General features: G+C 57.7%; 23 protein-coding genes. 2 read left to right on the top strand and 21 right to left on the bottom strand.

Going from position 1 to position 18769, the window contains the following annotated elements; genetic code table 11:
• Positions 1-5: 5 nt before the first annotated feature.
• From ACNO7C_RS10065 to ACNO7C_RS09980, 18 genes are all read right to left on the bottom strand, one after another.
• Positions 6-1520 carry a complex I subunit 4 family protein gene (locus ACNO7C_RS10065; protein WP_460024949.1) on the bottom strand — a complete coding sequence of 505 codons (1515 nt, stop codon included), beginning with the start codon at positions 1518-1520 and terminating at the stop codon, positions 6-8.
• Positions 1513-1821, bottom strand: a complete 309-nt coding sequence (locus ACNO7C_RS10060; protein WP_460024948.1) for an NADH-quinone oxidoreductase subunit NuoK — start codon at positions 1819-1821, stop codon at positions 1513-1515. The genes ACNO7C_RS10065 and ACNO7C_RS10060 overlap by 8 nt, the downstream gene beginning before the upstream one ends.
• Positions 1822-2328: an NADH-quinone oxidoreductase subunit J gene (locus ACNO7C_RS10055; protein WP_460024947.1), complete on the bottom strand. Its 507-nt coding sequence runs from the start codon at positions 2326-2328 to the stop codon at positions 1822-1824.
• Positions 2315-2791, bottom strand: coding sequence for a NuoI/complex I 23 kDa subunit family protein (locus ACNO7C_RS10050; protein ID WP_460024946.1), 477 nt, complete (start codon positions 2789-2791; stop codon positions 2315-2317). Before ACNO7C_RS10050 ends, ACNO7C_RS10055 begins: the two co-directional genes overlap by 14 nt.
• Positions 2784-3806, bottom strand: coding sequence for an NADH-quinone oxidoreductase subunit NuoH (gene nuoH / locus ACNO7C_RS10045; RefSeq protein ID WP_460024945.1), 1023 nt, complete (start codon positions 3804-3806; stop codon positions 2784-2786). Before nuoH ends, ACNO7C_RS10050 begins: the two co-directional genes overlap by 8 nt.
• 5 nt (positions 3807-3811) lie before the next feature.
• Positions 3812-5032 carry an NADH-quinone oxidoreductase subunit D gene (locus tag ACNO7C_RS10040; protein WP_460024944.1) on the bottom strand — a complete coding sequence of 407 codons (1221 nt, stop codon included), beginning with the start codon at positions 5030-5032 and terminating at the stop codon, positions 3812-3814.
• Positions 5016-5495 carry an NADH-quinone oxidoreductase subunit C gene (locus tag ACNO7C_RS10035; protein ID WP_460024943.1) on the bottom strand — a complete coding sequence of 160 codons (480 nt, stop codon included), beginning with the start codon at positions 5493-5495 and terminating at the stop codon, positions 5016-5018. The genes ACNO7C_RS10040 and ACNO7C_RS10035 overlap by 17 nt, the downstream gene beginning before the upstream one ends.
• Positions 5473-5991 carry an NADH-quinone oxidoreductase subunit B gene (locus ACNO7C_RS10030; protein WP_318536865.1) on the bottom strand — a complete coding sequence of 173 codons (519 nt, stop codon included), beginning with the start codon at positions 5989-5991 and terminating at the stop codon, positions 5473-5475. Before ACNO7C_RS10030 ends, ACNO7C_RS10035 begins: the two co-directional genes overlap by 23 nt.
• 14 nt (positions 5992-6005) lie before the next feature.
• Positions 6006-6362, bottom strand: a complete 357-nt coding sequence (ndhC, locus tag ACNO7C_RS10025) for an NADH-quinone oxidoreductase subunit A (protein WP_460024942.1) — start codon at positions 6360-6362, stop codon at positions 6006-6008.
• A 128-nt stretch (positions 6363-6490) separates the two neighbouring features.
• Complete coding sequence (locus ACNO7C_RS10020; protein ID WP_460024941.1) at positions 6491-7789, bottom strand: complex I subunit 5 family protein; 1299 nt, start codon at positions 7787-7789, stop codon at positions 6491-6493.
• Complete coding sequence (locus tag ACNO7C_RS10015) at positions 7790-9460, bottom strand: NADH-quinone oxidoreductase subunit 5 family protein (protein ID WP_460024940.1); 1671 nt, start codon at positions 9458-9460, stop codon at positions 7790-7792.
• A gap of 2 nt (positions 9461-9462) precedes the next feature.
• Positions 9463-9762: an NADH-quinone oxidoreductase subunit K gene (locus ACNO7C_RS10010; protein ID WP_460024939.1), complete on the bottom strand. Its 300-nt coding sequence runs from the start codon at positions 9760-9762 to the stop codon at positions 9463-9465.
• Positions 9759-10196, bottom strand: coding sequence for a hypothetical protein (locus ACNO7C_RS10005; protein ID WP_460024938.1), 438 nt, complete (start codon positions 10194-10196; stop codon positions 9759-9761). Before ACNO7C_RS10005 ends, ACNO7C_RS10010 begins: the two co-directional genes overlap by 4 nt.
• Positions 10190-11161: a complex I subunit 1/NuoH family protein gene (locus ACNO7C_RS10000; protein WP_460024937.1), complete on the bottom strand. Its 972-nt coding sequence runs from the start codon at positions 11159-11161 to the stop codon at positions 10190-10192. The genes ACNO7C_RS10005 and ACNO7C_RS10000 overlap by 7 nt, the downstream gene beginning before the upstream one ends.
• 6 nt (positions 11162-11167) lie before the next feature.
• Complete coding sequence (locus tag ACNO7C_RS09995) at positions 11168-11290, bottom strand: hypothetical protein (protein ID WP_460024936.1); 123 nt, start codon at positions 11288-11290, stop codon at positions 11168-11170.
• Positions 11272-11862 (bottom strand): 4Fe-4S binding protein, encoded by a 591-nt coding sequence (locus ACNO7C_RS09990; protein ID WP_460024935.1) that lies wholly within the window; start codon positions 11860-11862, stop codon positions 11272-11274. Before ACNO7C_RS09990 ends, ACNO7C_RS09995 begins: the two co-directional genes overlap by 19 nt.
• Complete coding sequence (locus ACNO7C_RS09985; protein ID WP_460024934.1) at positions 11859-13487, bottom strand: hydrogenase large subunit; 1629 nt, start codon at positions 13485-13487, stop codon at positions 11859-11861. The genes ACNO7C_RS09990 and ACNO7C_RS09985 overlap by 4 nt, the downstream gene beginning before the upstream one ends.
• Positions 13474-13908, bottom strand: a complete 435-nt coding sequence (locus ACNO7C_RS09980; RefSeq protein ID WP_460024933.1) for an NADH-quinone oxidoreductase subunit B family protein — start codon at positions 13906-13908, stop codon at positions 13474-13476. The genes ACNO7C_RS09985 and ACNO7C_RS09980 overlap by 14 nt, the downstream gene beginning before the upstream one ends.
• A 244-nt stretch (positions 13909-14152) precedes the next feature.
• Between ACNO7C_RS09980 and ACNO7C_RS09975 the strand changes: the two genes are divergently transcribed.
• Together ACNO7C_RS09975 and ACNO7C_RS09970 are read left to right on the top strand one after the other, a co-directional pair.
• On the top strand, positions 14153-15166 hold the full coding sequence (locus ACNO7C_RS09975; protein ID WP_460024932.1) for an AbrB/MazE/SpoVT family DNA-binding domain-containing protein: 1014 nt from the start codon (positions 14153-14155) through the stop codon (positions 15164-15166).
• 377 nt (positions 15167-15543) lie between these two features.
• Positions 15544-15990: a ParB N-terminal domain-containing protein gene (locus ACNO7C_RS09970; RefSeq protein ID WP_460024931.1), complete on the top strand. Its 447-nt coding sequence runs from the start codon at positions 15544-15546 to the stop codon at positions 15988-15990.
• On the opposite strand, the gene ACNO7C_RS09965 is transcribed toward ACNO7C_RS09970, so the two are convergent.
• From ACNO7C_RS09965 to ACNO7C_RS09955, 3 genes are read right to left on the bottom strand one after another with little or no spacing between them, the layout of a single operon-like run.
• A complete protein-coding gene (locus ACNO7C_RS09965; protein ID WP_460024930.1) occupies positions 15968-16375 on the bottom strand; it encodes a hypothetical protein in 408 nt (135 codons plus the stop codon). The genes ACNO7C_RS09970 and ACNO7C_RS09965 overlap by 23 nt on opposite strands.
• 43 nt (positions 16376-16418) lie before the next feature.
• The gene (locus tag ACNO7C_RS09960; protein WP_460024929.1) at positions 16419-17678 is read right to left on the bottom strand and encodes a putative sugar nucleotidyl transferase; all 1260 of its coding nucleotides are present in this window, start codon (positions 17676-17678) and stop codon (positions 16419-16421) included.
• 43 nt (positions 17679-17721) lie between these two features.
• A complete protein-coding gene (locus ACNO7C_RS09955) occupies positions 17722-18705 on the bottom strand; it encodes a PhoU domain-containing protein (RefSeq protein WP_460024928.1) in 984 nt (327 codons plus the stop codon).
• Positions 18706-18769 lie beyond the last annotated feature (64 nt).

Genomic DNA, 18769 nt, shown 5'->3' with positions numbered 1-18769 from the left:
CCCTTTTAGCCGCGGATCACCTGCGATAGCTGAGTCACTAGGGGGTCTATTAGGGGGGATGCGAGCAGGAAGGAGGCGATGCCCATTGCCGCTAGGAGGGCTAGGGGCAGTAGGAGCTGGCTCTTCGCCTCGTGCGCCTCGCTCAAGCGCAGTGGGCCGTAGAATATCCTCCGCATCGTGAGGAAGGCGTAGGCTGTTGAGAGCCCTATGCCCACCAGGAGTGCCAGCGCTGTGCCCGTGTACCACGCGGGGCCAGCCTGCAGCGTCCGCTCGACCGCGCCCCTAACTATCAGGTACTCGCTCCAGATGCCGGCCGTGGGGGGTATGCCCGTGATGTGCATGAAGCCGAGCAGGGCGAGTGCCGCCGTGTAGGGCATCTTCTCGGCGAGTCCTCCCATCTTGGTTATGTCCCGCAGCCCGTGGTAGGTCGCTATCAGTGCTCCCGCGACGCCGAAGAGGACTGCTTTGCCGAAGGCGTGGACCATGTAGTGCAGGAACGTGCCTGCAACCCCGTAGGCCGTCACTGTTGAGAGGCCTAGTAGCAGGTAGCCCATCTGGGAGATGCTGCTGTAGGCTAGGAGCCTCTTGAAGTCGGTCTGGCTCAGGGCCATGAGGCCCCCGTAGATGATCGTGGCTAGGGCCCACACCGTGAGGATGGGGCTGTTGGCGGCGAAGGTGCTGGGGAAGAGGACGTAGACGATCCTGAACATCATGGCTCCTCCCAGGCCGATGAGGTTGGGGCTCAGGAGGGCTGAGATCGGGGTTGGAGCCTCGGCGTGGGCGTAGGGTAGCCACATGTGGACGCCTAAGACCGCCAGCTTGACGGAGAGGCCCAGGATCATGAGCCAGAAGGCGTACTGCGCTAGCGCTACCCCCTCGCCCGCCGCGAGCCTGTAGCCGCCCGCAACGTCAATGAAGTCGAAGCCCCTCTGGAAGCCCACGGTCAGGGCGCCGATAAGGAACAGCAGGGCGCCGACGTGGGTCCAGAGGAGGTACATTATCGCTATTCTGATCCTGTCGCCGTAGCCGTAGAAGGCTATAAGGAGGAAGCTCGGGATTAGCGTGAGCTCCAGGAACACGTAGAACTCGATAATGTTCGTGGACAGGACTGCCCCGATCATGGCCTGCGAGAAGAGCGTGTACAGGAAGTAGTAGGACCCCCAGCCCGGCGGCCTGACGCCCTCATGCTCCATCTCCTCGAAGCGGTGCTCCATGTACGGGATGCTGTAGAGAGCGATCAGCGCTGTGGTGATGGCTATCGAGAACGCAACAAGGAAGGAGGGGGCGTCGAGCAGTAGGCCGAATGTTCCGAGCCCGTCAACTGTGAAGCTTAAGGGGTCTGCCCACGGCTTGCTGGACGCGTGGAGCGCGTAAGCTGCCAGCAGGGATGCTGCCGAAGTAAATAGCGCGAGGGAGTTGATTGCTCCAGCGGCTTTCTTCCTGTTTCCCAGGAACACTGTTAGGACGGCTGAAGCTAGCGGCGCTAGCACGGCCAGCCATAAAAACGGGACACTACTCATTTTCACCACCTCTTAAACCCGGAACCTCATAAACATCAACACTCCTAGTCCTCCTGAGGAGGAGGACGAATATCGATATCAGAACACCTACTTCAACACCGCTGAGAGAGATCGCGAGCAGGGCGAGCGATGAGGCCTCGTCAGGTACTCTGGAGGCCAGCATGAGGAGAGCCAGAAGGGCGCCGTTGAACATCACCTCGAGCGATATCAGCGCTTTTACCGCACTCCTGCTCGTGATGGCGCCTAGGGCGCCTAACCCCATGAGAACCGCGGGGACAACAAGCAGTACAGGCGACTCCATCTACACCACCTCTCGTGCATCCGAGGAGCCTCCGGACGCGAGCATGACCCCTGCGATGACCAACACGGCCAGGGAGGCCCCAAGGTAGAAAACGGCGAGCGGGTGCTCCTCGAAGAGGATCTCCTGCACCCTCGAGGGGTTGAGCGCGGCGACAGGTGTGGTGCCCTGCGAGATGCCTGTGAGGAACAGGTAGAGCGCCAGCGTCAGCAGGAGCGACGCGAGGGCTGCGGGGGCGAGGGACTTCCTCTCAAACCCACCTGTGCGGCCTATCAGCACGACCCCAAACACCACAAACATGACCGTCGCGCCGACGTAGACCAGCGCGTGGAAAACTCCTACGAATCCGTAGCCCAGGAGCGCGATCAAGGACGCGGTTGCGAGGCCGGCCAGCCCGAGCATGACAGCGGAGTAGAAGTCCTCGCGCGATTTCACGGCAAGGCCCGCGGCCACCACTGCCGCGAGCGACGCTAGGGCCAGGTATACATCAAACAGATTAAGCCAGCTCATGCCTCAACCCCCTCTCCTCGTCAAAAACCGTTTTAAGCCTCCTAGCCCCGCCCGCCACCGCGGGTGAGACGGGCTCCTGCGAGAACCTCTCCGGCGGCACTACGAGCTCGTTTAGGGACTCGTAGGCTACGTCGTGGACCTTGGTCATCTCAAGGGCGTTCTGGGGGCATATGTCCACGCAGAAGCCGCAGAAGATGCACCTCTGGTAGTTGACGCCCGGCCTCCCCTTCCTGTCGGCCTTGGTCCTATACATCTTCATTGCAGAGGCCGGGCATATCATCGCGCAGAGGCCGCACTGTATGCACCTCTCAGGGTAGTAGCGGATCAGCCCCCTGTAGCCCTCCGGGGGCTCGACATACTCCTCGGGGTAGTAGACCGTGATCCTGTTGGGGAAGAGCAGGTACTTCAGCCCTGTTGCAACCGCTCTCAAGTGCAGCTTGAATGAGGATACGGGTTTAGACAACACCCACCACCCTTAGGAGTATGGATATTAAAAGGGAGATTAGAGAGAGCGGCAGGTAAATCCTCCACCCCGCTCTGAGCGCCTGGTCAAGGCGGTACCTGCCGTAAACCGACCTTAGGAAGACGATGAAGAGCATTAGGAGGTAGGCCTTGGCGAACAGGAGGACACCTCCGAGGCCGGGGTAGAGGCTGTAGAGCGGGGCAACCACGGGCTCCCAGCCGGAGAGGAAGAGAAGGGTGTAGATGAGGGTGAAGGAGTAGAGCTTGAGGTACGCTAGGCCCATCCCTATGCCGAATATTATCCCGCTGTACTCCACGTAGGGACCAGCCACTATCTCCTGCTCGCCCTCAACGATGTCGAAGGGCAGCTTGCCCGCGCTCATGACCATGCCCACGAAGAACGCGAAGGCGGCCACGGGGTTCAGGAGAAGGCCGGGGAGCCACTGCCTGGAAACGGCTTCCTCGAGGTCCAGCGTCCCGTAGAGCACGCCCATGGAGAGAGCGCTGATGAAGACGACGGCCTCGTAGGCCAGACCCATGAACGCCTCCCTGACGGCACCCTGGATGGCGAACTTGTTGTTGGAAGACCACCCCATGAGCAGGACTGAGAGCGGTACAGCCGAGATCGCCGCCAGGGCGGCTGGCAGGGAGTAGGGTGATTTTATGGGCGAGAAGCCTGGCGCAGCTGGGATGAAGGCGAAGGGCACTATGGCAAGGGTTAACGCCAGGACCGGTGCAAACAGGAAAGGTAGCCTGTCAGCGGTGGCGGGGATTATGAACTCCTGGAACATGTAGCGCGTGCCGTCAGCCAGCATCTGCAGCACGCCACCGAGCCTCCTTGTCACGTACAGCGGCCCCACGCGCATCTGCACGCGTGCCGCTATCTTCCTCTCAGCCCAGATCACCGTGAGCAGGACGATGAGCGCTGTCAGCAAGCCCGGGAATACCAGGGGCGCGAAAACCTGCGGGCTGAGGAGGAGCCTCAAAAGCCAGGATAATGCGTCTCCCCAACCCATGCCGATCACCTGTCCGCCTCAGGCGGGAAGTAGTCTAGGCTACCGTAAATCGCCGGGAAGTCCATAAACCTGTGCCCGGGCATCAGGTACCTGAAGAGTATGACGTTGCGGAAGGAGGGGGTTACGACGCGGAGCCTGTAGGGCTTCGTGGAGCCGTTCCCGGTCACGTGATAGAATATCTCCCCGTGGCCCATCTCCACCCGGCTAACCGCGTCACCCTCCGGCAGCTTGAGTGAAGCGAACACTCCGGGGAACTTCACCCTCCCGGTCTTCGCAACCTGCTCGCGGAGAGGAGGCGGGAGGAGGCGCAGGTACTTTTCCGAGAAGAAGGGGCCGTCGGGGATCTTCCTCAAAACCTGTCGTATGATGCTCATGCTCTGCTTTATCTCCTCGACCCTCACGAGCATCCTGGCGAGGGCGTCGCCCTCCTCGCGTACCGGCACCTCGAACTCCAGCTCGCTGTAGGCGGCGTAGTCCTCGGCCAGCCTCGCGTCGTATTTGATGCCGCTGGCCCTCAGGTTCGGCCCGACTATCCCGAGCCTGCTGGCCTCGCTCTTCCTCAGAACACCAACACCCTCGTACCTCGCCCGAACCTGGGGGTTGTCGAGGAATATCGCCATGTAGTCTCTGAGCCTCTTCTCCATGTACCTTATCGCCTTCTCAGCTTTATCCGCGAAGCCCTGGGGTAGGTCGCGCCTCACCCCGCCGGGCACGCTGTATGTGTGGGTTAGCCTCGAGCCGGTCAGATCCTCCGCTAGCTGTATCCACACCTCTCTGTCCCCGAAAGCCCACATGAACATTGTTGAGTGGTTGAGCATGATCCCGGCTATCCCCATCCCGTAGAGGTGGCTGGCGATCCTGTTGATCTCGCTGAGCAGGGTGCGCAGGTACCTGGCTCGTGGGGGCGGCTCCACGTCCAGCAGCTTCTCGAGCGCGCGTACCAGGCCTAACGTCACGTTGTGGCTGTCGATTATCGTCATCCTCTCGAGGAGCGGTATGGACTTAATGACCTCGCGGCCCTCGGCCAGCTTCTCCATGGTGCGGTGGACGTAGCCTATGTCCGGGTCCACGCTCACTATGATGTCCCCCTCAAGGCGTACTATGAAGCGCATATGCCCTGAAGCGGGGTGCTGAGGACCTATGAAGAGCTCGTACGTTGACTCGTCTCCCTCCTTAGCAATGAGCCTGCTGTAAACCACTCCGCCTGCCTCACTCGACCTCAACATAGGTACCCTCCTCCACCACCTTGAAATCCTTCCTTAGCGGCGGGGGCCCGGACCAGTCTGGGGGTAGTAGTAGCCTGCGCAGGTCCGGGTTCCCCTCGAAAACCACCCCGAGCATCTCCCACGTCTCCCTCTCCAGGAGTATGGCGTTTGGCCAAACGTCGATGAGGCTCGGGAGCTTCGGGTCGTCGCGGGGAACGCGCACCCTTATCTCGACGAGCACGCCTCTCAGGTCCTCGCGGTAGCTTTCAGCGTGGTAGACGACCTCTACGAGCCCCTCCTGAGGCCAGTCTACACCCTCAACGGAGGCGAGGTGGTCGAAGCCCAGGTTAACTGTCTCCTCCGCGAGCTCGCGCAGCCTATCAGGGGTCGCTCTCACCTTGACTACTCCGCGCGCAGCGGCTGCCTCGAACCCCTTTTCCCTCAGCTTCTGCTCAACCAGGCTAACGGGTTCTGCTCCACTCACCCTTCCTCACCTTCTCCTGGAGCATCAAAATCGCACGGGCGACTGCTTCAGGCCTGGGCGGGCAACCGGGTATGAAGTACTCGACGGGTAGAATGTCCTTGGGCTTCACGATGTTGTAGCTGTTGTAGAACAGCCCCCCGTCTATGGCGCACGCGCCCATGGCTATCACGAACTTGGGCCAAGGCATCTGGTCGTAGACTATCTTCGCGGCTTCGCCCATCTTCCTCGTGAGCGTTCCCTCGATCACGAGCAGGTTGGTCTGCCTTGGGGAGTTGAAGGGTAGGAATCCGAAGCGCTCCGCGTCGAAGCGTGGCGCGCTAGCCGCGGCGAACTCGGCTCCGCAGCAGGAAGTGGTGAAGTGGACGGGCCAGAGGCTGAACGCTATAGCCCAGTCGCGTAGGGACCTGATCGGGGTTTTCTCCACGAGCCACTTTGTGGCCTTCCTGGCGGACTCCTCGATGTTCCCCACAAGCACGAACCCGAAGGGACACGACATAAGCTCATCCTCGGCTAAATCCTCCAATCCTCGATCTTGTCAGACATGGCGACACCCCAGGCGACGACGGGGAGGAGCAGAGCCAGGACCGAGGCTACGGGGATGAGAGAAGCCTTGGAGCTGGAGAAGGGGAGCAAGTAGAGAAGCACGACCAGGGGCTCGAACCCGAGGTACAGGATCACGTAACCGTAGTACTGGAAAGGCAACCTGGTCTTGGCCTCCCCGGAGGGCGGGTTGCCTGCCTCGTACCTGACGCGCTTGAACCTGCCCTCTGGACCCCTCTCGAGGATCAACGCCAGCAGTACAACTAACGCGCCCGCAAGGAGACCTACCGACGTGACGAGGAATAGCGTCGTAGCGGGGCTAGGCATGAGGCTCCCTTCATACTCCCGCGCCGCGTATATAAACCTTAAGTTACTAGACATATATACACTTTTTAAGTTAGACAATGAACTCAGAACACCTTTCTTTTACATGTATCAGGATTGTCTTTACAAAGTTAAAGAGATGGTAAAAAATTCTCAAGCACCTTGGCGTAGAGGAGGAAAACGAGGATGCTCGCTGACACCAGGCTCAGTGCTAGAGTAGAGGGTAAACGCTTCCCGTGTAGAGGTTCTCTGCTTCCAGCAGCTAGGGTGTACACGACTCTGAGGTAGTACGCGAAGGAGATCACGACGGAGGCTAGGAAGCCTAGCCCGAGAGCGGGACTACTCTGGAACAGCCCGACACCCATGTAAAGCTCGCTCCAGAAAGTCGGGAGTGGTGGGGCTCCGGTTAGGCCCACTGCCGCCAGCACCACTGTGAACTTCAAGACATTGTCCCTCGAGGCTGCGCCCGACAGCCTTGAGAGCGACCTCGTGCCGTAGACGGCTAAGAGAACCCCTGCAACGATGAAAAGCGAGGCCTTCAGGAGGCCGTGGGCTAGTATGTGGAGGAAAGCGTATCTTGTGGCGAGCGCGTTCCCTGTGGACCACGCGAGCAGGATGTAGTTCACGTTCGCCACGCTACTGTAGGCTAGGAGCCTTTTTAGGTCGTCCTGCCTGAGGGCCGACATGTTCCCTACCAGCGCCCCCGCCAGCGCGCGGGGCGCGATAATGGTCCTCATGAGCTGGTCTCCGCCCACAAGCCTGTAAACGAGGACAGCCGCCGACTCTATAGCTATGCCTGACAGGACTGCGCTCGCGGTGCTGGGTGCAGTCATGTGCGCATCTGGGAGCCAGAAGTGCAGGGGGAAGAGCGCGGCTTCGACGCCGAAGCCTGCAAGCAAGAGCGTTTTCGCCAGCGGGCTTGCGGATCGGGTTGCCTCGATCGACGTGTTGCCTGTCTCCACCACTGTAAGCGCGATTCCCGCCAGCGCTAGCGCTGTTCCAGCTCCGCACAGCATTATGTACTTCAGGGCGGCTTCGGCACCCTCCTTGTCCCTATGGTAGGCGGTGAGGGCAACGACGGAGACGCTGAGAATCTCCCAGGCGATGAAGAGCCTTATGAGGTCCGTCGAAGCCGCGAGCAGTGTGGCGGAGGAGCAGAGAGCCACTGTTAACGCGTTGTGGGCTGAAACATCCTCGCTGAGCAGGCTATAGGCCGCCAGGACTGCAACCAGCCCTATCGCCGTTGAGGTTAAGCCGATGAAGCCCGCCAGCGATCTTTCAAAGGCGGAGCAGAGAAGAAGGTAGGCCAGCACGCTGGCGGCAGCTATTGTCGATGCTACTCGTCGAGCCTCCCCGCTGATAACTCTGGTCAAGATCAGCGATAGCTCCCCTGCGAGAGTAGTGATAATAACAGTTTCTTCAAGCGTCATCTACGTCACCCCCAGGACAACCATCAGAAGAACTAGGAGCAAGCCCATAAGCCACAGGGTGTTGACCGATGGGATGCCTCTCTGAAGCTTAACAGAGATACTGGAGAGGGTTCCAGTCAACCAGGAGGCGATAGCTGTGTAGGCGGCGTCAACGTAGAAGCCCCTATCGGCTATGCGTGCAATCGGCAACATCGCTTTCCTGAGACTCCATCCCTTCGCCCTGTCCCAGACGGCATAGGACAGCAGCAGGCCCGCGACGAGCGCTAGGAGCGCGAGGGGGTTTATATCGTAGAACTCCGGCTCAGCCCTGAGTAGCTTAGAGGCCTCGACGAGAACGAGGTACCCGCCGAGCGTTAAGGAGGCCAGAAGCACTATAGGTAGCAACATAGGCAGGTTGTGCTCGTGAATCCTTCGGGCACCGCAGCAACCGGAGAACAGCCTGAAGAACAGCCTGAAGATGTACATGGCTGAGAGAAGTGAAAACGTGAAGACTAGCAGATCTCCCGGTAAGCCTGGGTACTTCTCCTCGAGAGCCGTGAATATGAGCTCTTTTGTGAAGAAGCCAGGTAAGGGTGGGACACCTGCGAGGCTGAGCGCTCCGATGAGGAAGGCCACCCCCGTTATTTTCATCCCGCTGTCCCACAAGCCCCACACTTTGTCCAAGTCACGTGTTCCGACTTCGTGTATTATGAGGCCTGCGCAGAGGAAGAGCAGGGCCTTGAATAGCGAGTGGGAGACCAGGTGGAGCTGGGCGGCTGTCCACGCTCCTAGGCCGAGAGCGAGGAACATGAGTGCAAGGTGGTTAATGGTGCTGTAAGCCAGGACTTTCTTCACGTCGGATGCTCCTAGAGCGGACAGGGCAGACAGCAAGGCGGTGATCGTTGAGAGCCACACGATCATCGAGAGCGCTACTTCGCTTGAGGCGATGAGCGGGTAGAACCTGGAGATCAGGTAGACTCCGGCTTTAACCATTGTTGCAGCGTGTATGAGCGCGCTGACGGAGGTTGGCCCCTCCATCGCGTCGGGAAGCCACACGAAGAGCGGGAACTGGGCCGATTTGCCTACAGCGGCGAGGAGGAGCAGGAGTGCAACCAGTGTGGTCTGCCCGCCGAGCCTCGTGGAGGACGACAGGATGGATGGAATCTGCGTTGTACCTAGAGTTGAGAGGATGATCGCCGCGGCCACTATGAAGCCGATGTCCCCGATCCTCGTGACCGTGAAGGCTTTTAGGCCAGCCCTCCTGGCCTCGGGCTTCTCCCACCAGAACGAGATCAGGAGCGCGCTGCACACGCCGACGAGCTCCCAGGACATGTAGAGGATAATGAGGTCGGTTGAGAGCACCAGTAGGCTCATCGATGCTATAAAGAAGAGCATCAGGGAGTAGTACCTCACGAACCCTGGGTCGTGCTCCATGTAGCCGAGGCTGTACACGATGATCAGCGACCCAAGGATGTTTACCACGCACAGCATCAGCTTCGACAGAGGGTCATTGTAGAGCTGGAGCCCAAGCAGTGAAGGCTGATCGGAGGAAAACACGTACAGAACCGACAGCGCGGCCGCGGCGAGCGAAGAGGCTACGCTGAGTGCTTCCACCGCCTTCCTGCTCCTACCTAGAATGGTCACGAGCGCTGACGCCGCAAACAGCTCAAATACCAGGGAGTCCGCGAGCATGCTCACCACCTCAGCTCGGAGACCTCCTGCGGATCGATAGTCTTGAAGCGCTCCCAGACGAGTATGATGATGGCCATGGCGAGGGCTTCGGTTGCCGCGGCTGCTGTTGCGACGAGAAGGAAAATGTCCTGAGCCGTAGCCCCGGAGTTCGCGCAGGCAAGGCTCAGGATGAGGAGCGAGCCGAGGACCATGGACTGGAGCCCCATTATCACCTTCACCATGTTTCTCGTGGCGGCTATAGCCGCGAGGCCCGCTGTTACCAGTGTGAGAGCCGTACCCACGATCACGAGCTCACCACTCATTCTCCACCACCTCGGACTGTGTGAACACCCCCGAGAAGCGCAACCAGCAACAGGATTGTGAGAAGTGAGAAGTCGCGGTAGTCGGCTTCCCTCAAGACAGCTCTCCCAGCGAGGCTAGCCTGATTGCTGGAAACGAGGAGCAGCACTGCGAGCACTATGAGGAACATGAACACTAGCGCGAGCGTGTAGATCGTGTCTATCCTTGCCTTCTCCCCTGCGACTACTATAACCCAGACAGTCATCAGCGCAACGAGAGCACCAGCGTACAGCGATGCCACCAGCATTGCGGGGACCCATCCCGCCAGCTCTGAGATGGCGAAGGCCACCATTATGCTCCCGGCTGAAAGCGAAAGCAGGCTGAACGTAGTTCTCCTAGAGAAGAGCCCCCAGAGCACAAGGGCAAGGCCCAGTAGGCAGAAAACCTCTACTAGCATGCAAACCACCTTAGGAGAAGAGCGAGAACCAGCTGGATAAGAGTGAGGGGGAACAGCCTACCCCAAAAGCGCCTGGCAAGCCCCACTGCCCTTATACGGCCGCTCGAGGCGCTGACCAGGGTGATTGCAATGCTCACCAGGAGGGCTTTCAGGCCGAACCACAGGAAGCCTGCATCAGGGCCTAACTCCGGGTACCCCGGCCCGAGCGGCCCGCCTAGGTAAAATGTTGTGACGAGCGAGATGCCCCAAGTCATGCTTAAGTCGCTGTACAGCCTGAGGTACGCGAGGCTTCTTCCGGAGAACTCCGTTTGCCACCCTGCTGCGATCTCCTGCTTGGCGTGAGGGAGGTCGAAGGGCCTCTTCTCCAGTTTAGCCAGGAGGGCTATTAGGGCCACCGCGAAGCCTATAGGCTGGTACAGCGCGAGGGGGCCGTGAAGGGCCTGGTAGGTCACTATGCCTTCGAGGCTTAGAGCCGAGGCCTGAACCGCTGCCGCTGCGATGCATAGGGCGAAAACGCTCTCGTACATGGAGTACTGTATGAGGAGTCTCCCGACGCCCAGGGAGGTGTATGGGGTAGTCGCGCTGTATCCGGCTAGCGCTATCGTGAACGCCGACAGCGCTAAAAGCAGGAGGACGAGGAGGACGTCTCCCTGGAAGCTCAGCGGCATGGACGTCGAGGCTACGGGGATGTACGTCATTCCGAATACGGGAATTGTAACCGCTATGACCGGGGCCAGCTGGAACAGCAACGGGTCTGCGTTACGCGGGATAAGCTCCTCTTTTCCAAGGAGTTTCAGGAAGTCGTACACGGGCTGCAGGAGCCCCTTCGGCCCAGCGTAAAGGGGGCCTACGCGCGTCTGCACTCTTGCTGTGATTTTCCTCTCAATGTACTCGAACCAGAAAGCCATGGTCACTGAGAAAAAGAGCCCAGGGAACACCAACGCCTGAAGCAACGCCTCCAGCACGGCTGATCACCCCTCTCGGAGTAGGTTAAGGCCCTCCACGAGGATCGCGAGTAGGACGGTGATCGCGAGTAGGGCTACCTGCGGCTGGGGCTTCAACACAAGCATGAAGGCTACAGACTCAACGACCAAGAAGAAGAGTATGAAAGCGAAGATGCTGGGAACGTAGTATTTTTCCCAGCGGGGGGGGCTACAGGCACACCGCCTGTGAAGGGCTCCCGCGCCTTCTCGGAGTGCACACCCCGCGGTGCCAGAGCGCCGGCTATAGCGTATACCGCTAACGCGACAAGGAAGATTGAGAGGAAGGCTACCACTGCTCCTACGCGGGGGTCAAGCGGGGTTGTGGCTAGAGCTAGTGCGGGCAACACTTCTAGAGGGGAGCCTTTAGCCATCTCAATCGCTTTCGCCGGGCAAACGTCCGCGCAGAGGCCACAGTATATGCACTTGTAGTAGTCGAACTCTGGGGCTTGCTTGTCAACCTCCTTTCCGCCGACAACCCTCTTTCCGATGCTCCTCATCATTATTGCCCCTGGCGGGCATGAGCGCGCACACAGGCCGCACCCGAGACACTTCTCTGGGTTTACCTTAGGGTAGCCGCGTGTTGCCCCGTTTCGAGCCGCGCGTGCTAAGTCTAAAGTTACGGGTTTCCCGAGGAGGCTCCTAAGCGACATCACTACAACCTTCAGAGAGCTGTTTGCCTTCATACCATCACCCTTCTTCCTCTAGTTTTCCGAACAAGATCGTCTAGCGTTAAAACGCGCGGAGCTCCATCACCCGTGTCATATACCTGAACTCGGTCCATACAGCTGAAGCATGGGTCTATGCTCGTCACGATTAGGGGTAGGTCCGAAAGAGTTGCCCCTTCCAGTATGCTCGCCGCTAGCTGGATGTTGGGAAGCGTGGGTGTTCTAATCTTAACCCTGTATGGTGAGTGCGTGTTGTTCGAGTTGACATAGTAGAAGAGCTCTCCTCTGGGAGGCTCTGTTCTGGCGTAAGCCTCGCCTTCTGGAACAGTCCCCATGAAGTACCTCTGTGGTACAGGGTTTCCGGAGGGCATCTTGGCCACGATTTGCCCGACTAGCCTGGCTGACTCTTCTAGCTCTTTGAGCCTTACGAGAACTAGGTTGAAGACATCACCCTTGTTGCTCGTTACAACCTCGAAGTCCAGCTCTCCGTATGCTCCGTAGGGCTCAATCCTCCTTATATCGTAAGGGTCACCTGCCGCGCGCCTAACAGGGCCGACGGTCACGTAGCTCCTGGCCTGGTCTATATTGTAGGAGCCCACATTCCTCGTCCGTTCGATAAACTCGTCGATGCTCACAATCTCTTCAAGCACCCTGCTCACCGATTTCTCGAACTCCGCGACCCTCTGAGCGACGCTTTTCAGCTTCTCGTCGCCGACATCCCTCCTCACCCCACCGATTGTGACGAAAGACTTGTGCACTCTGTTACCGGTCAGCTCTTCCAGTATGTCCATTATTGTCTCACGCATCCCCCAAACCCACATGAACATCGACTCGAAGCCCATCCAGTAACCCACTAGACCGAGCCACAGGGAGTGAGAGTGCATCCTCTCGAGCTCGGCTACAAGTGTGCGGAGGTAGTGCGCTCTCTTGGGGGGGTCGATCCCGAGAAGCCTCTCAACAGCCTCAACGAAAGTCCAAGCGTGGTGGGTGCTACAGATCCCGCAGACGCGTTCAAGTAAGAAGACGTCCCTGAGGAATGTTCTCGACTCTGCCGCCTTTTCGATGCCCCTGTGTACGAAGCCTATCCTGACGAAAGCCTTCTTTATCACTTCTCCCTCAACTACCAGGCTGAGGTGCTCTGGCTCCTTCAGGGCAGGGTGGTAGGGCCCAAAAGGGACGACGACGCTTTCGGGGGATAGAGGTGCCTGCATTGTAACGGCTTGAACCTCGCATGTGGTCGCCTTCGACAGGTACTCTTTTACAGTCTCTGGCTTCGTGTCCTTGAGGAGGGGTGGCGGAGCCTCTCGTGGGTAGCAGTCTGGCAGTATGAACCTGCCCTGCTCGCCTAGACCCTCGAACCTTACTCCGAAGAGATCGGAGACTTCTCGCTCGTAGAAAGCCGCTCCTGGGACTAAGGGCGAGATGTCAGGTAGGACGGGGTTAGCCTTGGGCAACTCAACTGAGAGGTGCTCAACTCTCCCAGACAGATCTCCAAGATGGTACAGGGCTTCGATGTAGTTCCCCCTGTCGACAGCTGTTATAGCTATCAGGTGAGTGTAGCCGTGAGCCATGAAATCCCTGAGTCTCTGGCTGAGCTCGTTTGGCGTTACCCTGTGCTTTTCCTGCAGTTTAGCGCTTCCCACTCGTGCTCACCCCTCGGAGCCTCGACAAGTAAGAGAGAAGTGTACCAGGGTTGGCTGGGCACCCGGGGATCTTGACGTCTACGGGAACGACCTTGTCGGCGCCACCAATGACGTTGTAGCAGCTCGAGAAAATGCCGCCCGTGCACGCACAGGTCCCGAGCGCTATGACGATTTTCGGCTCAGGCCTCTGATCGTACACGGTTTTGAGGGAGCTGGCTGAGAGTGCGGTTACGGGCCCTGTCACTACCAGGACGTCAGCGTGCCTTGGGCTTGGGACTAATTGGACGCCTAGCCTTTCGAGGTCGTAGCGCGGGGTTAGGGAGGCGACGAACTCTATGTCACAACCGTTGCAACCTCCTGAATTGAAGTGGTAAAGCCACAGACTTCTACGCCTTACACCGCTTATCATATAGTCGCACAATTTACTTATCGTAAAAACTACATATCAAGCTTCATTAAACATCACGGTTATTAATTTTTTAGCTTTCTCTTTACATAAGTCAGATGGGGTATCCAGAGCTAGCAAAAACCATATATTGGACAAAGAGAGACTCACCGGTTTTCCAGTCGTTGATGAGTTTCAAAGTGTAATCTAGTTAGCTATAGGATACAGAGACTTATCATAAACTATATATTCACGTTTTGCGAAAGAAGATTGATAGAAAATGAGCATGATGAAGCTCGTCAGGAGGGTTCAGCTTACAGGCGGCTCCACGTTTATAGTCTCTATACCCAAGGAGTGGGCTGCGAGCGTTGGAATAACCAAGGGTAGCCTCGTGACGCTCACTTTGGAACATGACGGTACGATCCGCGTTATACCCAGCGTTAAGAAGCCTCAGGCAATTACTTCGGCAGAAGTTGTGGTGGCGAAGAACGCCTCTCACGGCGCTGTTTTGCGCGAAGTCATGTCGAAGTACCTCGTGGGGTATAAAACCATCCACCTGAAGTTCTCCCACGATGACCCGGAGCTTAGGAGGAAGCTAAAGGAGGTTGCCGTCAGGAAGCTGATAGGTGCCGAGGTTCTGCACGAGAGCTCTCACGAGATGACGATACAGGTTCTCGTCAACGTTGAGGATCTACCTATCTCGAATATAATCCTCAAGATGAAAGACACGAACAAGAGCACGCTTTACGACACGATCGATGCTCTAAGGAAAGGGGCCTCCAGCTCGCTGAGCACCGAAGAGATTTTCGCCCGCGACGACATCGTTGACAAGCTGTACCTCTACGGTCTCAGACAGCTGAACACTGCACTCAAGGGCTACATCGGCTTAGACGAGATCGGGCTCTCAAGGCCTGAGGAGGTTTTGTCGTACGGGATGGTTTTGAAGAACCTGGAGCGCATCGGGGACCACGCGGCCAGCATCGCTACACAGGCTATGAAGATCACCAGCGAGTTCCCTGGCTTTGAGGAGATGGTATCCTACGGTGAAAGAGTATCTGAGATGTTTGAGGAAAGCGTTAAAACGTTCCTCGAGAGAAACAAGAAGCTCGCCAACGACCTACTCGACGGCAAGGTTGAAGAATTGAAGGAGATCGAAAAGAGGCTTTCAACGGTGTACACTATGAGCGATGCCCTCCTCCTCACCACGCTCAGGATGATTATTGGGAGCTACAGGCGTATAGCTGACTACAGCTCCGACATCCTTGAAGCGACGATAGACCTGCACGACATCTGAACCTAAGTGTTCCCAAAAAACTCTCGGGGTTTTGCTTCTCCTCTCCTTTTTCCAGTGTGTGGCTCTTTCAACTGCTCCTGGCGAGACACCATCTTTTCCGCTTAGTAAGTGGCTTTTGGTCCCGCTAAGGTAGTACATCGGGTTCTTTGTTATGCCCTTAGTTTGATTACGTGGAGGTGCACGTGTATTCTGCCCTATACTGAAAGTGAAATGACATTACAGTTCCTTCTGTGTGTGGATACCACGTGACCAGCGTTAAAGCGGAACCACTATAGTTCGTATTTCCCACCGTTCATTCAGGGGAGGGGTATCCGTCGAGTTATGGTAACCCGCCCCCTGGAAAAGTATATATGCGTCCGTATTAGCATTTTATGTGCATGAATGATCTAAAAGTTACTTTAGTGGACATTTCATCGATAAAACCACATGAAATGTACATGGAAGACCACGTGAGGCTTATTCTCGAGGACTTGAAGAGTAGAGAGGTCCTGGTTAAACCCGTAGTTGTCGAGCGGGAAAAGCTCGTTCTTCTTGACGGCCACCACCGTTTCGAGGCTTTCAGGAGGCTTCGGCTGAAGGTTATACCAGCGGTTCTGGTGGACTACTGGGATCCGAGGATCGTCGTGAAGAGCTGGAGGAACGGAGTTGAGTTTGACAAACGGGAAGTCTTAAGGAGGGCTGTTAAGGGGGAGCTCTTTCCCCCGAAAACCACTCGCCACGTGTTTGTAGATGGTGGGGTCGAGAGGCACATCTCGGAAGTGGTTCCCGTTGTGAATGTAAGCCTCTCGAGGCTCGCGGCCGTCAAGTGGGTTGAAGTTCGATGAGCTCTCTGTAATCGCAGTTCCTGCAGAGCTCTAGTTCTTTGATGTCGAACGCCCCCCTGACTTCTAGCTTTAAGGACTCTTCCCCCACGATCGGCAGCTTCAAAACCACTCTCCTCTCCATGCTCGAGGGGGCGAGGTGCAGTACGAACCACCTGCCCCCGTCTGGGAGGCTTCCCTCGAGCCCACTGGGGCCGGATTTCGCCACTATTGCGAGTGTTCTCTCGAATGTTATCTCCCTTTCCCCGTCGAAGCCCCCTCTGCTGTTCCTCTTCCCGAGGTTTAGCAGCATCTTGCCGTCAGCCATTAGGACGAAGAAGCCCCGGTAGACCTTCCTCCCGGCGCGGACCCGCTTGTGAAGCTCCCCCGCTATCCTGACTTTAACCAAAGCGTGCTCAGGTTTTGCCTTCTCATTCACGATGTTTATAAAGCTATCGCCTGCCGTAGCGGTCGGAGTAGAACTTCGCGTAGTAGCTCCGCTCCTCAGCTGTGGCCTCGTAAACGTGGCGCAGGATAGCAACCTCGCCGCTGGTGAGCTTTCTCCCCCTCCTCCCCATCATCCTGTCTATGGCGCTGAGCGCCTCCTTCAGCGGGATCTCCTCGAGCTTCATCCTGTGGAGGCGCGTGAAGCTTGGGATGTACTTGGGCGCCATCTCGGGCGCTACGACGTTTGCGGCGACGCCGACAATCGTCCCGGCGTTCAGCATGGTGCCGATGCTTACCCGCGCGTGGTCGCCTATGAAGGAGCCGACCTTTGTCTCGCCGGTTTTAGTAGGTCCCCTGGGTGTGTAAACCACTATCTCCCCGTAGTCGTTACGCAGGTTCCCGGTTATCGCGCCAGCGGCGATGTTCACCCACTCTCCCACGTAGGAGTTTCCCAGGAAGCCGTCGTGGGCCTTGTTGCTGTACCCGTGGATGATGCTCTCTGAGACTTCTCCGCCTACCCTGCAGGCCTCTCCGATGCTGGAGCCGGCTCTGATGACTGTTGAAACCCTGACCCTTGTCTCGGGGCCTATGTAGGCTGGTCCCTCGATGTATGTGAAGGGGCCTACAACCGCTCTCGCCTCGACTATAACGGGGCCCTTGGTGGTGTCTACGGTGACAGGTGGTATTACCCTGCTCTCGGGGTGCAAGAGCAGCCGCGAGGGTTCGCCGATCACGTTAACGCCGTGGGGAGGAGCGCTCGCCCACGTGACCCTGGCGGCTTCCCGGGGTATCGTGACGTGGGGGAGCTTAGAGAGGTCCCAGAGCCTGCCTACAGTCAGAGCGTTGCTGAGTTCCTGCCTTCCTAGGCCCGCTGCAACCTTCTCAACAGTCTCCGCGAGTGAGAGCGGGTCGCCGACGCTGAGCTCCCTCAGGCACGCGTAGACCAGCTTGCCCCTGTGGAAGTACGCCTCGTCGTTGCCGCACGCTACACTCTGTTGCGGGAGGTAGCTAGCGTTGACCACGAGGACGTTCTTGTACAGGCCCTTCGGGTTCACAGGGATACCTGTCAGTGACTGGACGTGCTCAGCGAGGTACGCCCTCGTGTAGAGGGCTCTGGGAGCGCCGACAGCCGCCTCTATCTCCTCAAGTATTGTCCTCGGGCCGACCTTGAGGAGGAAAACTGGGCGCGTGAGCGTCAAGGGCTGGAGGTTCACGACGTCGTCGAGGCTCTCGAAAACTATGACTACCCTGTTTTCCGCATGCATGAACTCAATCCCGCAAGCTAAGGCAGATCGGTTTAAAATAAGTTTATTTTTGGGGCGAGGTTGCATCGAGGCGGTGGAGGGACCTAGAGGAGAATTCTTTGAAAACCTCCAGCTCTACTCTTGACTCCAGCATGTCTAGCGCTAGCGACAAGATGTTCCCTAGTAGGTGGTCGAGGAGGCTCGAGGGGTCGAAGCGGTCGAAGTACTCTCTGTATGTTTTCGTTATCTCCATTTTGGCCTCTTGGTCTCCGGTTTTAAATGCTCTTACCGCGTTCTCGAAGGATGTTCTGATAAGCTGCACGTGCTCCTTGGTTATGTCGACGAGGTGCGCTATTCTAGCGAGGCTGGCGATCACGTCCCCCACGCGCTCAAGGGTTTTCCCGTAGTTGAAGAGGGGCATGAGCAGGGTTCTGTCCTGAACACCGACCTTAGAGGAGTACCAGCTGTACATGATAGAGAGGGCTACCTGGCGGCTAAGGAGGAAGTAGAACTTGTCTATCTCTTCGTCTCTCTCGATAATGTCCTTCAGATAGGAGGTGTCACCGGTAGCGGCGAACTCCTCTAGATCCTTGATGCTGTTGAGGATGAGCACCTCCATCCTGCTTAGCACCTTCGGGATCTCAACCGTTGATGCGTCTGCGATCATCTGTAGGAGTATGTAGTCGGAGCCCTCCTCGAAGACCTCCAGGCCCACGAGCCTCTTCAGCGTCCTGCGTATGGTTTCGCGCAACTCCGGTGTCACTCTCCCAGACCTCGAGACGACTTTTATCGAAGCGTAGCCTGCCTGGTACAGCGCGATGATCATCCTCTCAACGGAGTCCTCGTCACCATGAGTGGCCTCCAGCACCTTTACCTCTTCCCGGAACTCCTCGCGCGGACGAGCAGGGGTTATAAGAAGGTGGGTGTCGTAGTCCTCGACAAAGACGGTGTCCCCCTCCTTCAGGTTGTTCTTCTCAACCCACCTTCTAGGCAGGGTCACGGACAAGCTACTCTTCCCGAGCCTCACGAGCCTCCTAGCCTGACTCATACATAGCATGTATATACATGCTTGAATAAATAATTTTTGTATAGAGATTACACATATAGGCTAA

The organism is Infirmifilum tikiterense (genome assembly GCF_054696565.1).
This window is presented reverse-complemented; position numbering and strand designations above follow the sequence as displayed.

Excerpts from the sequence above, each read along its gene's own strand:
- ACNO7C_RS10065 (WP_460024949.1), bottom strand. The coding sequence starts at position 1,520 with ATGAGTAGTGTCCCGTTTTTATGGCTGGCCGTGCTAGCGCCGCTAGCT.
- ACNO7C_RS10060 (WP_460024948.1), bottom strand. The coding sequence starts at position 1,821 with ATGGAGTCGCCTGTACTGCTTGTTGTCCCCGCGGTTCTCATGGGGTTA.
- ACNO7C_RS10055 (WP_460024947.1), bottom strand. The coding sequence starts at position 2,328 with ATGAGCTGGCTTAATCTGTTTGATGTATACCTGGCCCTAGCGTCGCTC.
- nuoH (WP_460024945.1), bottom strand. The coding sequence starts at position 3,806 with ATGGGTTGGGGAGACGCATTATCCTGGCTTTTGAGGCTCCTCCTCAGC.
- ACNO7C_RS10040 (WP_460024944.1), bottom strand. The coding sequence starts at position 5,032 with ATGTTGAGGTCGAGTGAGGCAGGCGGAGTGGTTTACAGCAGGCTCATT.
- ACNO7C_RS10030 (WP_318536865.1), bottom strand. The coding sequence starts at position 5,991 with ATGTCGTGTCCCTTCGGGTTCGTGCTTGTGGGGAACATCGAGGAGTCC.
- ndhC (WP_460024942.1), bottom strand. The coding sequence starts at position 6,362 with ATGCCTAGCCCCGCTACGACGCTATTCCTCGTCACGTCGGTAGGTCTC.
- ACNO7C_RS10020 (WP_460024941.1), bottom strand. The coding sequence starts at position 7,789 with ATGACGCTTGAAGAAACTGTTATTATCACTACTCTCGCAGGGGAGCTA.
- ACNO7C_RS10015 (WP_460024940.1), bottom strand. The coding sequence starts at position 9,460 with ATGCTCGCGGACTCCCTGGTATTTGAGCTGTTTGCGGCGTCAGCGCTC.
- ACNO7C_RS10010 (WP_460024939.1), bottom strand. The coding sequence starts at position 9,762 with ATGAGTGGTGAGCTCGTGATCGTGGGTACGGCTCTCACACTGGTAACA.
- ACNO7C_RS10005 (WP_460024938.1), bottom strand. The coding sequence starts at position 10,196 with ATGCTAGTAGAGGTTTTCTGCCTACTGGGCCTTGCCCTTGTGCTCTGG.
- ACNO7C_RS09990 (WP_460024935.1), bottom strand. The coding sequence starts at position 11,862 with ATGAAGGCAAACAGCTCTCTGAAGGTTGTAGTGATGTCGCTTAGGAGC.
- ACNO7C_RS09975 (WP_460024932.1), top strand. The coding sequence starts at position 14,153 with ATGAGCATGATGAAGCTCGTCAGGAGGGTTCAGCTTACAGGCGGCTCC.
- ACNO7C_RS09970 (WP_460024931.1), top strand. The coding sequence starts at position 15,544 with ATGAATGATCTAAAAGTTACTTTAGTGGACATTTCATCGATAAAACCA.
- ACNO7C_RS09960 (WP_460024929.1), bottom strand. The coding sequence starts at position 17,678 with ATGCATGCGGAAAACAGGGTAGTCATAGTTTTCGAGAGCCTCGACGAC.
- ACNO7C_RS09955 (WP_460024928.1), bottom strand. The coding sequence starts at position 18,705 with ATGAGTCAGGCTAGGAGGCTCGTGAGGCTCGGGAAGAGTAGCTTGTCC.